Raw genomic sequence first — 14,362 nt, 5'->3', positions numbered from 1 at the left:
GACGTTACCCAGTGCGCTTCGCGCCCGTGCGCCTTTTGCGTATGCCTGGATGCGCAAGAGGCGCACAGGCGCGGAGCGCATCTACGACCGGTACAGCGACTCCTCGTATGCCGGCCCGTAGTACGCCCGCAGTTCCTCGAGCGATTCCGGCGAGTCGGGGATCAGCGTCTTGGAGATTTCTGCGACCGTCGGCAGCACCGACGGATTCCAGGTGTCCGGCTCCCACAGCCGTGACCGCAGGAACGCCTTGGCGCAGTGATGGAAGACCTGCTCGATGTCGACGACGAGCGCGAGGATCGGGCGGTGTCCCTTGACCACGAGGTCGTCGAAGAACGGCGCGTCGGAGATCAACCGCGCGCGGCCGTTGATGCGCAGCGTGTCCCCGCGTCCGGGGACCAGGAAGTCGAGCCCCACGAACGGGTTGCTCAGCACGTTGCGGTACCCGTCCATCCGCTTGTTGCCGGGCCGTTCCGCCAGCGCGATGGTGGCGTCGTCGAGGACGTGCACCAGCGAGCCGGGCGGGTCTCCCTTCGGCGAGACGTCGCACCGTCCGGTCTCGTCGGCGGTGGCCACCAGGCAGAACGGCGAGGCCGCGAGGAAGTCGCGGTCGAGCGGATGCAGCCGGGGGCGATCCTTGTGGGCGGCGCGGAAGCTCGGCGTGCCGAACATCGCCGTCAGCGTCTCGCCGTCGGTCACCTGTGTCCACGTCACGACGCGTCACCCACCGGGAGTGCCGGGAGATTCTGCTCGATCTGCTCCCGCGTCGGCTCGAGCCACGGCGGCAGCTTCAACGAGCGCCCGAGTTCGAGCAGTGGCTCGTCGACGTCGAATCCCGGCGCCTCGGTCGCGATCTCGAACAGCACGCCGCCCGGCTCCCGGAAGTAGATCGACTGGAAGTACTGCCGGTCCAGGATCTCGGTGACGTGCGCGCCGCTGTCGACCAGCTCGGTGCGCCAGGCGGTGAGCGTCTCGTGGTCGGGCGCACGGAAGGCGACGTGGTGGACGGTGCCGCCTGCCTGCAGACCACGGTCGCTGCGGTCGGTGACGATGTCGACCAGCGCGCCCGCGCCGCCCGCGGCCATGGCGAACCGCGCGCTCGCGGCACCGTCCGCCGCGACGGTCATGCTCATCCGGTCGGTGAGCAGCTCGGCTGTCGCGCCGAGTGTCGTCTCGGTGAGGGTGACCGAGTGCAGTCCGCGCACTGCGTGTTCGGTGGGCACCGATGCCACGCCGTCCCAGCCGGAGCGGGTGTCCCCGTCGGAGGCGATCAGGTCGAGGACCATGCCGTCGTGGTCGTACAGGCGCAGGACCTCGTCGTCGCCGCGGGTCACCGGCGCCTCGACGCGCACGTTCAGCTCCCGGAGCCGGTCGTGCCAGAAGGACAGCGACGAGCCCGGAACGCTGAACGCCGTCGACGTCACGAGACCGGTTCCCTGTCGTCCGCGTTCGACGTCCTTCCACGGGAAGAAGGTGATGAGCGACGACGGGCTCCCGTGCTCGTCTCCGTAGTACAGGTGGTAGGTGCCGGGGTCGTCGAAGTTGACGGTCTGCTTCACCAACCGCAGGCCGAGCACGCGCGTGTAGAACTCCACGTTCCGGCCGGGGTCCGACGCGATGGCGGTGACGTGGTGAAGACCGAGAGGGGCGAGTGTCGTCATGGGACCATCGTCCTACGTGTGCGCCGATATCTCCGTGAAAGGGATGCAGTGACCGAAACGAACGATGCCTGGCCGGAACTCCTCGTGGACTCGTGGCAGGACACCCGCGACACCGTGCACATGTGGACGCAGATCGTCGGCAAGGTGCGCATGGCTCTGGCTCCGCCGCTCAACCACTGGTGGGGCGTGACGTCCTACGTCGATGCGTCCGGACTCACCACCTCGCTCATGCCGTACCGCGGCGGCGGAGTCGAGATCCGCTTCGACTTCCTCCGACACCGGCTGACCATCGAGACCACGTGGGGCGACGCACGCGAGATGGAGTTGCGGCCGCGCACGGTCGCGGACTTCCACGACGAGTTCTTCGCCCACCTCGAGGCGCTCGGGGTCCACGTCTCGATCATGGGCTCTCCCGTCGAGGTCGACCCCGCCATCCCGTTCGCCCGGGACACCGTGCATGCCAGCTACGACGCCGAGGCGATGACGCGATACTGGCGCTCGCTGGTGTCGGCGCATCGGGTGTTCTCCGCGTTCCGCGGCGAATTCCGCGGGAAGTCCAGTCCGTCCCACTTCTTCTGGGGGGCCTTCGACCTGGCGGTGACCCGGTTCTCGGGTCGCCCGGCGGCGCAGCATCCGGGCGGGGTGCCCAACTGCCCCGACTGGGTGATGCACGAGGCCTACAACGAGGAGGTGTCGAGCGCCGGGTACTGGCCCGGCGGGGCGTCGGAGGGCATCTTCTACTCGTACGCCTACCCGCAACCCGACGGCTTCGACACCGCGGCCGTCGAGCCGGCGCAGGCGTACTTCGATCGCGATCTCGGCGAGTTCGTGCTCCCCTACTCGGCGGTGCGGGAGGCCGAGGACGGCGACGCCCTGCTGCGGGAGTTCCTCGAGAGCACTGCACGCATCGCCGCGGACCTCGCGGAGTGGCCCGACGGTCAGGGCAGGATCGAGTCCACGTAGCCGCCGTCGACTCGCAGTGCGCCGCCCGTGGTGGCCGACGCGAGAGGTGAACTGAGGTAGACCACCATGTTGGCGATCTCCTCGGGCTCGATGAGTCGCTGGATCAGGCTCTGCGGGCGGTACTTCACCATGAACTCGTGCTGCGCCTCGTCCCACGGCAACTCGTCGCCCACCAGATCGCGGACGAAGGTCTCGACACCTCCCGTGTGTGTCGGTCCGGCGATGACGGAGTTGACGGTCACGCCCGAGCCGGCCGCCTCCTTCGCGAAGCCGCGCGACACCGCGAGCAGCGCGGTCTTGGACATGCCGTAGTGGATCATCTCGGCCGGAATCACGACGGCCGAGTCGCTGGCGATCGACAGGACCCGTCCCCAGCCCCGGTCCTTCATACCCGGAAGGTAGGCGCGGATCAGACGCACGGCGGCGAGGACGTTGACCTCGAAATAGCGGCGCCACTCGTCGTCGTCGATCTCCAGAGCCGGTGTGGCGCCGAAGATTCCGAGATTGTTCACCAGGACGTCGACATCGGGGTGTGCCTGCACCAGGGCGCGTGTGCCGTCCTCCGTGCTGACGTCCGCCGGGGCCGCGACGACCGTCGCGTCGGGTACCTCCGCGGTGAGACGGTCGAGTGCCGCACCGACGGACGCGTCGGACCGGCCGTTGATCAGCACGGTCGCTCCCGCTCGGGCGAGGCCGACGGCGATGGCGTAGCCGATGCCCTGCGTGGAACCCGTGACGAGGGCTGTCCGGCCGCTCAGATCGATCTGCATGTGTCCTCCTGGTGTCAGGTACGGGTCAGCAGCATCGGCAGGTGGTCTATTCCTGCCTCCAGATAGTTCGGCCCGGTGCGCACGAAGCCGAGGCGCACGTACCACTCCTCCAGGTAGGCCTGGGCGGAGATCGCGACGTCGGTGCCCGCGAACTCGATCGCCGCCCGCACCAGGTCGGCGGCCAGCCCGCGTCCGCGTGCCGCCGACGCCGTGGCGACGCGGCCGATGTGGGCCGGCACCTCGTCCTGCAACACCCGCAGTGTCGCGAGCACGTCGCCGTTCGGCTCCTCCGACCAGAACAAGGTGGTCGTGGGTTCGAGATCGCGCCCGTCGATCTCCTGCTCGCCGACGATGCCCTGCTCGTGAATGAACACCTCGGTGCGCAACTGCAGGACGCGGTACAGCGCAACGGGATCGACGTCTCGAACGGTGGCGTGATGGATGCTGGTCACCGCACCACTATCCCAGGGCCGCGAACCCCACCGGATCCGAGAGCAGGGTCGCGACGGTGGACAGGAACTTGGAGCCCTGTTCGCCGTCGACGAGCCGGTGGTCGAACGACAGACTGAGGGTCGTGACGTGTCGCAGCGCGATCTCCCCGCGGTACTCCCACGGCTGACGCCGGACGGCCCCGAAGCACAGGATGGCGGCCTCGCCGGGCGTGAGGATCGGGGTGCCCGAATCGATGCCGAACACGCCGATGTTGGTGATCGTGATGGTCCCGTCGGCGAGCTCCGCCGGACCGGTCTTCCCCTCCTTGGCGACGGCGGTGAGCGCGGACAGTGACGAGCACAGGTCGCGGAATCCGAGGGTCTGCGCGTTCTTGATGTTGGGAACCATCAGCCCGCGCGGTGTCGCCGCGGCGATACCGAGGTTCACGTACTTCTTGGTGACGATCTCGTTCGCCGCCTCGTCCCACGACGAGTTGAGGCTCGGGTGCTCCCGGACGGCGATGAGCAGGGCCTTCGCGACGAGAGCGAGCGGCGTCACGCGGACGCCGGCCAGCAGTGGGCTCGCCTTCAGCTCGTCGAGCAACTCCATCATCGGTGTGACGTCGACGGTGACGAACTCGGTGACGTGCGGCGCGGTGAACGCGCTGCGCACCATGGCCTCGGCGGTGTGCTTGCGGACGCCCTTGATCGGCGTGCGCTCCTCGTCCGCGTGCGGCGCGGAGGAGACGGCCAGGTCGTCGCGGGTCACGTTGCCGTGCGGTCCCGTCGGGGCCACGGTCGCGAGGTCGATACCGCGCTCACGCGCTTCCTTGCGTACCGGCGGCGCGGCCAGGGGCCGACGACTCGATGTCTCCTCCGCGACGCCGTAGCCGACGAGGACTGGCGTCCGCGTCGGCGCGGCCCCGACCGTCTCGGACTCCGCCTTCTCGACCGACGGCTCGGGACGCGCGTCGGCTGCCGCCTCGTCGGCGGTGTCGGGCGAGGCCGGACCGGTCGTCGCCGGACCCGCCACCTCGATGTCGAGGAACGGTGCGCCCACGTCGATGGTGGTGCCCTCCTCGGCGTGCCGCGCCACGACCACGCCGGCATAGGGAGACGGCAGTTCGACGGACGCCTTCGCGGTCTCGACCTCGGCGATGGTCTGGTTGAGCGTGATGGTGTCGCCGACGTCGACCGACCAGGTGAGCAGCTCGGCGTCGGCGAGCCCCTCGCCGAGGTCCGGCAGCAGGAATGTCTTGACCGTGGACATGGCGGATGCTCCTCGTGAGTGCACTCGTGAACGCTGTGTGTCAGGTCACACAATCACCACGCCGCACAGTGCGCAAGAGACGGTCGACCGAGTGAGCACGATGACCAACGGCGGCGGTCGAGCGAGGCAGTCGGTCGTGCACCGTGCGTCAGCGCAGTGCAGCCACGATCTCGCGCGCGGTGTTCTGGTGACTCGCCGCCGTGGGGTGCAGCGGCACCACCGCGTCCGGAGACGTCGGCACCGCGCCGACCATCCAGCTGTCGGCGGCGCACACGTCGTGGTCACGGGTGGTCGGCGCGAGGTCGACGAACGTGGCGTCGTGCGCGGCGGCGGCGCGACTCATCACCGAGTTGAGCTGATCGATGCGGGCCTGTAGGTAGGTCGCGTCCGCGGGCCGCACGGGCTGCGAGTCGAGGCAGCCGCCGGGCCGGATGCCGGTGGGATACCCGACCATCACCACCTGCGCGGCCGGCGCCCGGCGGGCGATCTCGTCGAGGATCGTGTCGTACGTCGCGGCGAACGCGTCGATACGGTCGCTGTAGGTGTCCGGACGATCGGAGCACGATGGCGTCAGAGGAGCCGGGAGCACGCTGATACAGCCCGCCGCGAGCTGAACCAACTGGATGTCGTTGCCGCCGATTCCCAGGGTGACGAGCGTGGTGTCCGGACCGAGCGCGTCGAACTGCGGTGCGGCGACTCCGCCGCCGAGCCCGGTCTGCGGTCCCGCGAGGTTCTCGCTCTCCGCGGCGCCGCACGTCACGTCGCGCACCGTGTCGATGCCGAGTTCGCGAGCGACGAGCGTGGGGTAGTTCACCGCGGACCGGCCGCAGATCCCAGACGGTGTCTGCGGTGCGATTCCGCTGCCGGCGGAGAACGAATCACCCAGTGCGACATACGCACCGGGTGCCGGCGCGGCGGCCGCGGGAGCGGCGGACAGAGTGATCGCGGCGGCGGCAGCCGCCACTGCGACGACGAGTCGGCGTGTCGACATGCGCGCAGTCCTAGTCGGCGTCGTTCGGTGCTTCCGACTCCGCGACGTCGGGTGCGTTCTCCCGCGTCGCCATACCGCCGGCGCCGCCCTGATCGGCGGGTCCGGGTCGGCCGCCCTTGGGCTCGTCGGTGGAGTCGTTCGTCGTCGTCTTCTCGGCCATGGACTCAGCGTAAACGGCCGTGGCGCCGTCGGACCTCGAAAGGTCGGGACCGGGTGCGCGCATCCCCACCGCCGCCAGTTCGAGCGCCGCGAGCGAGCGGACCACGTCGGGGTCGCCCGCGCGCCAGGCGCCGGCAGGATCGGGATGGATGTGCGTCAGTTCCGTCAGCGGTCGCCGTGCGAGAGCACGCAGCGCGAAGAGGTCGAGGTCGGCGCCGGACCGGAGAAGCGCCGCCGCGGCGGTGGCCTGCCGGGCGAAGCGGATCCGCCGCGGGAGCCACAGGAGCAGCAGCGCGACGATGGGGAGCAGGGCGACGGTGACACCGAGGAACGACGCCAGCGCCTCGACCGCCGCGACCTGCGCCTCACCTGCGCCGCGCAGTGCGGCGCCGGCGTCCCCGGCCCGGTCGAACGGTGTGCGGACGTCGTCACCGATGAGTGGGACGGAGGACACCCGTTCGCCCGCGGACCGGAGGTTGTTCTCCAGTCCGCTTCCGGCGTCGGCGATCCCGCGTCCGGGCGCCGCCAACGCCATCACCGCGTCGTGCAGCGCCAGGCCCACCCGGATCCAGACCACGGTCCACACCGCGACCACCACGTCGGCGACCACCTGGCGGGTCCGGCGGGCGGGCAGCTCCGAGTAGAGGGTCATCACACGGATTCCGACCAGACGCCTGTCGCGAGGAAGTGGTCGATGCAGGCGCGGTGTGCGTCGAGGTTCATGCCGTGGCTTCTCACCCAGGCGTCGTCGTAGTAGGTGCCCTCGTAGCGCTCTCCCCCGTCGCACAGCAGCGTGACGATGCTCCCCTGCTCTCCGCGAGCCTTCATGTCCGCTGCCAACCGGAACGCGCCGACGAGGTTGGTCCCGGTCGATCCACCGGCGTGCAGGCCCGTCACCTGGTCGAGCATGCGGACGGCCGCCACCGAGGCGGCGTCGGGGATCTGCACCATGTGCTCGATGACGGCGGGGACGAACGACGGCTCGACGCGGGGCCGACCGATTCCCTCGATGCGCGATCCGGTGCCGACGGCGTCGCGGGTGTCGTCGCGCCACGCCTCGAAGAACGCGGATCCCTCGGGGTCGACGACGCACACCCGGGTGGGCACGCGCCGGTAGCGGCAGTACCGGCCGATGGTCGCGCTGGTGCCACCGGTGCCGGCGCCGACCACCACCCAGGTGGGGACGGGGAACCGTTCGAGGGCCATCTGATCGAAGATGGAGGCGGCGATGCTGTTGTTGCCGCGCCAGTCGGTGACCACCGACGCATTGGTGAACTGGTCGAGATACAGCCAGTCCTTCTGCGCACCCAGTTCCTCCGCGACGTCGTACACGGCACCCGAGTGCTCGACGAGGCGACAGATGCCGCCGTAGCGCTCGATCAGCGCGATCTTCGTCGGGCTGGTGGTGGCCGGCATGACCGCGACGAACTCGAGGCCGATGAGCCGGGCGAAGTACGCCTCCGACACGGCGGTCGACCCGGACGACGCCTCGACGAGCGTGGTGCGGGGCCCGATGTCCCCGTTGGCCAGGCCGAAGAGGAAGAGCGACCGCGCGAGCCGATGCTTGAGCGATCCGGTGGGGTGGACCGACTCGTCCTTGAGGTAGAGATCGATGCCCCACTCGGCCGGCAGTGGGAAGGGATGCAGATGAGTGTCCGCGCTGCGGTTCGCGTCGGCCTCGACGATGCGCAGCGCGTTCTCCACCCAGGAACGGTCCTCGATTCTCATGACGGTCATTCTGTCCGACGCGCGGCCCCGCTCGGTGGTTGACTGCGGTGGTCAGGGGGAACTCGACCTGTCGAGCCCCCACCTTCACGAGAGGCACCTGTGACGACCGCATACATCAATGCCATCTCGACCGCCGTTCCCGAGCACGACGTCCACGACGACTTCGTCGCCTACGCCGACAGCACGTTCACGCTGCGACGTAAGCAATTGCTGTTCCGCCGCATGGCGGATCGCGCGCAGATCTCGCACCGGTGGTCCGCGTTCCCGTCCATCGCCAGTTTCTACGGCGACGATCCCAACGCCGTCGACACGCAGGCGCGGATGCAGGAGTTCGAGCGCACCGCTCCCGGACTCGCCGTTCGTGCCGTCGACGGGCTCGGACTCGGCGACGCGGCAGGGGACATCACCCATCTCATCGTCCTGACATGTACCGGGTTCTACACTCCGGGAATCGATTTCGAGATCATGAAGCAGTGCGGCGTGCCCACCACGGCAGAGCGCACCCAGGTCGGTTTCATGGGCTGCTTCGCCGGCATCAACGGTCTCAAGCTCGCCCACCACATCGTGCGCTCCGAGCCCGCCGCGAAGGTGCTCGTGGTCAGCGTCGAACTGTGCTCGCTGCACATGCAGCAGACCGACGATCTCGAGACGATGCTGTCGTTCCTGGTGTTCGGCGACGGCGCCGCGGCCGTGCTGGTCACTGCCGAGTCCACCGGTCTGGCCATGGACTCCTTCCAGGCCCTCATGATCGAGGACTCCCGCGACCTCATCACCTGGCGCATCGGCGGCATGGGGTTCGACATGGTGCTCTCCGGCAAGGTGCCGGGCTCGTTGTCACGCGCGTTGGACGAGACCACTATGAAGACGGTGCTCTCGGGGGCGGAGACGTCGTCGATCGACCTGTGGGCCGTGCATCCCGGTGGTCGCTCGATCCTCGACGCGGTGGAGGGCGCGCTGCACCTCGACGCAGACGCTCTGACGTCGTCGCGCCGCGTGCTCGAGAACTACGGCAACATGTCGTCGGCCACCGTGCTGTTCGTGCTCGCGGACATGCTCGAGCGGGGTGACACCGGGTCGGGATGCGCGATGGCGTTCGGCCCCGGACTCACCGCCGAGACCATGCTGTTCCACGCAGCCTGATCACCCCAGCCGTTCGATCGACCCAGCCGTTCCGTCAATCCAGCAGGCGCGTGGCTTCCTCGCGTAGTTCGATCTTGCGGATCTTGCCGGTCACGGTCATGGGGAAGGCATCCATGACGCGCAGGTAGCGCGGGATCTTGTATCGCGCGATGCGGCCGTCGCAGTAGGCCCGGAGATCGTCGACGGTCATGGCCGCCGCGCCCTCACGCAGACGGACGCAGGCCATCAGTTCCTCGCCGTACTTGTCGTCGGGCACACCGATGACCTGGGCGTCCAGGATGTCGGGGTGGGAGTACAGGAACTCCTCGATCTCACGGGGGTAGATGTTCTCGCCGCCGCGGATCACCATGTCCTTGATGCGCCCGGTGATGGCGACGTAGCCGTCGTCGTCCATGGTGCCGATGTCGCCCGTGTGCATCCAGTGCTCGGAATCGAGTGCCTCGGCGGTCTTCTCGGGGTCGTCCCAGTAACCGAGCATCACGGAGTACCCCCGTGTGCACAGTTCACCGGGCTCTCCGCGGGGAACCGTCTCCCCGGTGACGGGGTCGACGATCTTCACCTCGAGATGCGGTCCGACTCGTCCGACCGTGGACACGCGCTGCTCGATCGTGTCGTCGGAGCGGGTCTGCAGTGACACCGGGGACGTCTCGGTCATCCCGTAACAGATGGAGACCTCCGCCATTCCCATGACGTCGATGACCTGCTTCATCACCTCGGTGGGACAGGGTGATCCGGCCATGATGCCCGTGCGCAGCGACCGAAGATCGTGCTCCGCCAGGTCGGGAACGGCCAGTTCCGCGATGAACATGGTGGGAACTCCGTAGAGCGAGGTGCACCGCTCGGCGGAGACCGCGGCCAGTGTCGCTGCCGGATCGAACGACGGCCCCGGGATCACCATGGTCGAACCGTGCGAGGTGCAGGCGAGGTTTCCCATCACCATCCCGAAGCAGTGATAGAACGGCACGGGAATGCAGACACTGTCCGCCTCGGTGTAATGGCAGAGCTCGCCGACGAAGTAGCCGTTGTTCAGGATGTTGCGGTGGCTCAGCGTCGCGCCCTTGGGGAATCCCGTGGTGCCGGAGGTGTACTGGATGTTGATGGCGTCGTCGGGACCGAGTTCGGCACTGCGCCGGTCGAGTTCGTCCACATCGACGGACTCACCGTCGGTGACGAGGTCGCTCCAGTCGTCGGTGCCGAGGTACACGACGTGGGCCAGATCGGTGCACTCGCCGCGCACGGCGTCGATCATCGAGGCGTAGTCCGAGGTGCCGTGCGCCCGGACCGCCACCAGCATGGTGGCGCCGGACTGGTCGAGCACGTACTGCAGCTCGTGCGCACGGTAGGCAGGGTTGATGGTCACCAGCACCGCGCCGATCTTCGCGGTGGCGTACTGGACGATGGTCCACTCCGGGCAGTTCGGTGCCCAGATCCCCACGCGATCCCCGCGACGGATTCCGCGCGCGAGCAGGCCGCGGGCGAGATCGTCGACGTCGGATCGCAACTCGTCGTACGTCCACCGGCGACCGGACGCGACGTCCACGAGAGCGTCCGACGAGCCCACCCGCGCGGCGGTGCGATCGAAGTTCCGTCCGATCGTCTCGTCGAGCAGCGGCGTGTCGGTCGGGCCGGACGAGTAGGAAGTCTGCGGTGACAAAGTCGCTCCTCGAGGCTCGGGTACCTCCGCGACGCTAATCCATGGGACGGCCGCCCGTCTGCGGTTTCCCCGATTTCGGTTAATCATGATTCATCGAAGTGGCGGTGGTTTCGTTCGGCGTTCACCGGGGGTCCCTATGCTTCGTCGGTGCCGCTGCAACGACGACTGACCACGCGCGACGCCGTCGTCATCGGCGTGGGGTCGATGGTCGGCGCCGGGGTGTTCTCCGCCTTCGGCCCGGCCGCGGGGGCCGCGGGTGGCGGGCTGCTGGTCGGGCTCGCCGTCGCCGCCGTCGTGGCGTTCTGCAACGCGACGTCGACTGCCCAGCTCGCCGCGGTGCACCCCACGTCCGGCGGCGCCTACGCCTACGGGCGAGCGCGACTCGGTGACCGGTGGGGCTTCCTGGCGGGCTGGAGCTTCGTGGTCGGCAAGACCGCGAGTTGTGCCGCTATGGCCCTGACGTTCGGCGCGTACGCGTGGCCCGAGCACGCACGGGCGCTCGCCGTGATCGCGGTGGTGGCGCTGGCGGCGGTCAACTGCCTGGGCATCACCCGCACCGCGTCGGTCACGCGCGTGCTCGTGGCGGTGGTGCTCGTCGTGCTCGTCGCGGCACTGATCGTCGGTGCGACCGGCTCGTCCACCGTGACGGGCGCCGGGTTCTCGGCGACCTCGGGTCCGGTGGGCGTTCTGCAGTCCGCGGGGATCCTGTTCTTCGCCTTCGCTGGGTACGCGCGCATCGCGACGCTCGGAGAGGAGGTGCGGGACCCGGCGCGCACCATCCCGCGCGCCGTGGTCGGCGCCCTCGCGTGCGCGGTCGTGATCTACGCGGCCGTCGCAGTGATGCTGCTGCACGTTCTCGGGGCGGACGCACTCGCGCGCTCGACGGCTCCGGTGGCCGCGGCGATGGACGCGGTCGGGGCACACTGGGCGGGCCCGGTGGTGCGCGTCGGGGCATCGGCCGCGGCTCTCGGAGCCCTGCTGGGACTGATCGCGGGGATCGGCCGCACCACGATGGCGATGGCGCGGGAAGGGGACATGCCGCGATACCTCGCGCACGTCGACGAGCGCCGCTCGGTTCCGCGCGCCGCGGAGATCACCGTGGCCGCCGTGGTGGTCGTCGTGGTTCTCACGCTCGACGTGCGGAACGCGATCGGATTCTCGTCGTTCGGAGTTCTCGTCTATTACGCCGTGGCCAATGCCGCGGCATTCACGCAGACCGGTTCCGATCGCCGGTGGCCGCGGGCACTGCAGATGCTCGGGCTCTGCGGCTGCGTCCTGCTGGCGGTCACACTGCCCGCGGCGGCGGTGGTGGTCGGAATCGGGGTTCTGTCGGCAGGGTCGGCCGGACGGTGGATGCTGCAGCGCCGGCGCGCACTGCGGTCATGACATCACTACTGCCCTGACGTCACTGGGCAGAGTTGTACGCCTCTTCGACCTCGGCCGGAATACGTCCGCGGCTCGAGACCGTGTACCCGTTCTGATTCGCCCACTCGCGAATGGCTTTGGTCTGCAGAGGATCTCGCGGAGACGAGCCGACCTGCGTCGCCGTTCCGGTCGCCTTCTTCGCCGTGGCCTTCTTGCCACGTGACGACACCTTCGTGGCGTGCTCGGCCCAGTAATCGAGTTGCTTGCGGAACTCCTTGGCATTCTTCACACCGAGGTCGATCTCGTACTCCACACCGTCGACCGAGAAACCGATGGTCTCCCCTTTACCCGATTTGATGGGTGCGCCGTCGATATCGTCGACCAATTCCACGAAGACCTGTTTCGCCATGACGCTGTGGTTCCTTTCGATGATGAGTTCCCCGACCGAACCGGACATGGATTCATCGAGCCGTCGTCGACTCGTGGGTCCGACCACCATCGCGGTTCTTCCGCCAGAGTTTATCCATCTCGAAGCCCGATTAGCGAGTCACCGCCAATTCCGGTTCGATGTCGTGTACTCGTGCCGGTCCTTCGATACCGCACGGTTCGGTCGTTCGAGGTCACGCGGCTCGGGAAATATTCTCCGCCGGGCGGGCGTTCGCACCTGAGAAGTCTTCTTTTTCTCGAAAGGGTGAACGCACGTGGCCGTACCACTGTCCGTACTCGATCTCGCACAGGTCGGCGAGGGTGAAACTCCTCGAAACAGTTTCGATGCCAGTGTCGCGTTGGCCCGCCTCGCGGAGGAGAGCGGATATCGGCGAGTCTGGTACGCGGAGCACCACAACATGCCCTCCATCGCGTCCTCGGCGACGTCGGTCCTCATCGCACACGTGGCCGCGCACACCTCGTCCATTCGCCTCGGATCGGGTGGAGTGATGTTGCCGAACCATTCTCCGCTGACCATTGCCGAGCAATTCGGAACGCTGGCCACACTCCATCCGGACCGTATCGATCTCGGTCTCGGCAGAGCGCCGGGATCCGATCAGACCACCATGCGTGCGCTGCGCCGTGACCCGTCGTCGGCCGATTCCTTCCCGCAGGACGTTCTCGAACTCCAGGGCTACCTGTCGGGTTCGAGTCGGGTTCCGGGAGTACAGGCAGTGCCGGGCGCGGGAACCGATGTGCCGCTCTACATTCTGGGATCCTCGCTCTTCGGTGCTCAGCTCGCAGCACATCTCGGCCTTCCGTATGCCAACGCGTCGCACTTCTCTCCCGACTCGCTCGAGGAGGCCGTGGCCGTCTATCGGGACACGTTCCAGCCGTCCGCACAGCTCGCCGAGCCCTACGTCATCGCCGCCGTCAACGCGACGGTCGCACCGACGTCCGCTCGCGCGCACGAGCTGTTCACGGCCGGTCTGCGGCGCCGGGTGGTGCAGATGGTGGGACGTGGCCGTTCCTTCTCCGAGGAGGAGGTCGACATGATCATGGACTCTCCCGCGGGCCGACAGATTCAGGGAATGGTGAAGTACTCGGCCGTCGGAACGCCGGCGGAGGCCTCGGACTACATCGATCGTTTCGCCGCGCACGCCCGAGCGGACGAGGTCATCGTCGCCAGCGGTATCGACGACACCGACGAGCGACTGCTCTCCTACCGCCTGCTCGCCGAGCAGCACTTGCACGCCACCGCGGCCTGACGCCGCACGACCGACACCGCCCGCGCGATGACTTTTCCGCCCGGGCGGTGTCGGTAGTGGTGAGTGGCCCTGACGCCGGGGCCGACGACACCACACCAGGAGACACCATGTCCGGCATGATCTTCGTCAACACCTTCGTCCAGGACGTCGCCGCGAGCCGCGCGTTCTTCACGTCGCTGGGATTCTCTTTCAACGACACCTTCAGCGACGAGAACACCGCGTGCCTGATCGTCAACGAGCAGGCCGTCGTGATGCTGCTGAACGTCCCGCGCTTCAAGGATTTCATCCGCGACGACGTCGCGGACCTCTCCACCTCGCGCGAGATGCTGCTGGCCGTGTCGGCCGACAGCAAGGAGGCCGTCGACGCCATGGCCGACGCGGCGCTCGCCGCGGGCGGCAGTGACTGGATGGATCCGCAGGACCACGGCTTCATGTACGGGCGGTCGTTCCGCGACCTCGACGGTCACGTGTGGGAAGTGACCTGGATGGACCCGGCCGTCGCCTCGGGCGAGGCCACGCCTCCCGACATGTGAGCCGCG

15 protein-coding genes are annotated in these 14,362 nt (G+C 68.4%); 5 read left to right on the top strand and 10 right to left on the bottom strand.

Features of this window, described 5'->3' with window-relative positions:
- Nucleotides 1-81: 81 nt before the first annotated feature.
- Together HQ306_RS15300 and HQ306_RS15295 are read right to left on the bottom strand one after the other, a co-directional pair.
- Nucleotides 82-711 (bottom strand): MSMEG_1061 family FMN-dependent PPOX-type flavoprotein, encoded by a 630-nt coding sequence (locus HQ306_RS15300; protein WP_027506040.1) that lies wholly within the window; start codon nucleotides 709-711, stop codon nucleotides 82-84.
- Complete coding sequence (locus HQ306_RS15295) at nucleotides 708-1,658, bottom strand: ring-cleaving dioxygenase (protein WP_222632352.1); 951 nt, start codon at nucleotides 1,656-1,658, stop codon at nucleotides 708-710. Before HQ306_RS15295 ends, HQ306_RS15300 begins: the two co-directional genes overlap by 4 nt.
- Nucleotides 1,659-1,706: 48 nt before the next feature.
- Here HQ306_RS15295 and HQ306_RS15290 point away from each other — a divergent pair, with 48 nt between their 5' ends.
- Nucleotides 1,707-2,621, top strand: a complete 915-nt coding sequence (locus tag HQ306_RS15290; RefSeq protein ID WP_222632350.1) for a DUF5996 family protein — start codon at nucleotides 1,707-1,709, stop codon at nucleotides 2,619-2,621.
- Here HQ306_RS15290 and HQ306_RS15285 read toward each other — a convergent pair.
- The 6 genes from HQ306_RS15285 to HQ306_RS15260 all read right to left on the bottom strand — a co-directional run bounded on the left by HQ306_RS15285 (nucleotide 2,597) and on the right by HQ306_RS15260 (nucleotide 7,979).
- Entirely contained in the window at nucleotides 2,597-3,391 is a 795-nt protein-coding gene (locus HQ306_RS15285) for an SDR family NAD(P)-dependent oxidoreductase (RefSeq protein WP_027506043.1), read from the bottom strand. The genes HQ306_RS15290 and HQ306_RS15285 overlap by 25 nt on opposite strands.
- A gap of 14 nt (nucleotides 3,392-3,405) precedes the next feature.
- Nucleotides 3,406-3,843: a GNAT family N-acetyltransferase gene (locus HQ306_RS15280; protein WP_027506044.1), complete on the bottom strand. Its 438-nt coding sequence runs from the start codon at nucleotides 3,841-3,843 to the stop codon at nucleotides 3,406-3,408.
- Nucleotides 3,844-3,850: 7 nt separating this feature from the next.
- Nucleotides 3,851-5,092 carry a dihydrolipoamide acetyltransferase family protein gene (locus HQ306_RS15275; protein WP_222632348.1) on the bottom strand — a complete coding sequence of 414 codons (1,242 nt, stop codon included), beginning with the start codon at nucleotides 5,090-5,092 and terminating at the stop codon, nucleotides 3,851-3,853.
- Nucleotides 5,093-5,240: 148 nt separating this feature from the next.
- The gene (locus HQ306_RS15270) at nucleotides 5,241-6,083 is read right to left on the bottom strand and encodes an SGNH/GDSL hydrolase family protein (RefSeq protein ID WP_222632346.1); all 843 of its coding nucleotides are present in this window, start codon (nucleotides 6,081-6,083) and stop codon (nucleotides 5,241-5,243) included.
- A gap of 10 nt (nucleotides 6,084-6,093) precedes the next feature.
- Nucleotides 6,094-6,897, bottom strand: coding sequence for a hypothetical protein (locus HQ306_RS15265; RefSeq protein WP_222632705.1), 804 nt, complete (start codon nucleotides 6,895-6,897; stop codon nucleotides 6,094-6,096).
- Nucleotides 6,894-7,979 (bottom strand): PLP-dependent cysteine synthase family protein, encoded by a 1,086-nt coding sequence (locus HQ306_RS15260; protein ID WP_222632344.1) that lies wholly within the window; start codon nucleotides 7,977-7,979, stop codon nucleotides 6,894-6,896. Before HQ306_RS15260 ends, HQ306_RS15265 begins: the two co-directional genes overlap by 4 nt.
- 90 nt (nucleotides 7,980-8,069) lie before the next feature.
- Between HQ306_RS15260 and HQ306_RS15255 the strand changes: the two genes are divergently transcribed.
- Entirely contained in the window at nucleotides 8,070-9,110 is a 1,041-nt protein-coding gene (locus HQ306_RS15255; RefSeq protein WP_222632342.1) for a type III polyketide synthase, read from the top strand.
- Nucleotides 9,111-9,144: 34 nt separating this feature from the next.
- Here the strand turns inward: HQ306_RS15255 and HQ306_RS15250 are convergent, their stop codons facing one another.
- Nucleotides 9,145-10,764 (bottom strand): AMP-binding protein, encoded by a 1,620-nt coding sequence (locus tag HQ306_RS15250; RefSeq protein WP_261769905.1) that lies wholly within the window; start codon nucleotides 10,762-10,764, stop codon nucleotides 9,145-9,147.
- 147 nt (nucleotides 10,765-10,911) lie between these two features.
- Between HQ306_RS15250 and HQ306_RS15245 the strand changes: the two genes are divergently transcribed.
- Nucleotides 10,912-12,150: an APC family permease gene (locus HQ306_RS15245; protein ID WP_308115521.1), complete on the top strand. Its 1,239-nt coding sequence runs from the start codon at nucleotides 10,912-10,914 to the stop codon at nucleotides 12,148-12,150.
- 19 nt (nucleotides 12,151-12,169) lie between these two features.
- On the opposite strand, the gene HQ306_RS15240 is transcribed toward HQ306_RS15245, so the two are convergent.
- Entirely contained in the window at nucleotides 12,170-12,538 is a 369-nt protein-coding gene (locus HQ306_RS15240; RefSeq protein ID WP_222632680.1) for an Lsr2 family protein, read from the bottom strand.
- A 292-nt stretch (nucleotides 12,539-12,830) separates the two neighbouring features.
- Between HQ306_RS15240 and HQ306_RS15235 the strand changes: the two genes are divergently transcribed.
- Together HQ306_RS15235 and HQ306_RS15230 are read left to right on the top strand one after the other, a co-directional pair.
- Nucleotides 12,831-13,823 carry an LLM class flavin-dependent oxidoreductase gene (locus HQ306_RS15235; protein WP_222632338.1) on the top strand — a complete coding sequence of 331 codons (993 nt, stop codon included), beginning with the start codon at nucleotides 12,831-12,833 and terminating at the stop codon, nucleotides 13,821-13,823.
- A 107-nt stretch (nucleotides 13,824-13,930) separates the two neighbouring features.
- On the top strand, nucleotides 13,931-14,356 hold the full coding sequence (locus tag HQ306_RS15230) for a VOC family protein (RefSeq protein ID WP_027506052.1): 426 nt from the start codon (nucleotides 13,931-13,933) through the stop codon (nucleotides 14,354-14,356).
- Nucleotides 14,357-14,362: the final 6 nt, after the last annotated feature.

Origin of the sequence: Rhodococcus sp. BP-160, assembly GCF_019836205.1 — a bacterium.
Taxonomy (GTDB): domain Bacteria; phylum Actinomycetota; class Actinomycetes; order Mycobacteriales; family Mycobacteriaceae; genus Rhodococcoides.
Note: the sequence above shows the minus strand (reverse complement) of the source record. Positions and strands in the feature narration are given on the sequence as shown.

Bases quoted from the DNA above. Each gene is read 5' to 3' on its own strand.
- HQ306_RS15285 (WP_027506043.1), bottom strand. From the start codon at position 3,391: ATGCAGATCGATCTGAGCGGCCGGACAGCCCTCGTCACGGGTTCCACG.
- HQ306_RS15270 (WP_222632346.1), bottom strand. From the start codon at position 6,083: ATGTCGACACGCCGACTCGTCGTCGCAGTGGCGGCTGCCGCCGCCGCG.
- HQ306_RS15240 (WP_222632680.1), bottom strand. From the start codon at position 12,538: ATGGCGAAACAGGTCTTCGTGGAATTGGTCGACGATATCGACGGCGCA.
- HQ306_RS15295 (WP_222632352.1), bottom strand. From the start codon at position 1,658: ATGACGACACTCGCCCCTCTCGGTCTTCACCACGTCACCGCCATCGCG.
- HQ306_RS15230 (WP_027506052.1), top strand. From the start codon at position 13,931: ATGTCCGGCATGATCTTCGTCAACACCTTCGTCCAGGACGTCGCCGCG.
- HQ306_RS15275 (WP_222632348.1), bottom strand. From the start codon at position 5,092: ATGTCCACGGTCAAGACATTCCTGCTGCCGGACCTCGGCGAGGGGCTC.
- HQ306_RS15260 (WP_222632344.1), bottom strand. From the start codon at position 7,979: ATGACCGTCATGAGAATCGAGGACCGTTCCTGGGTGGAGAACGCGCTG.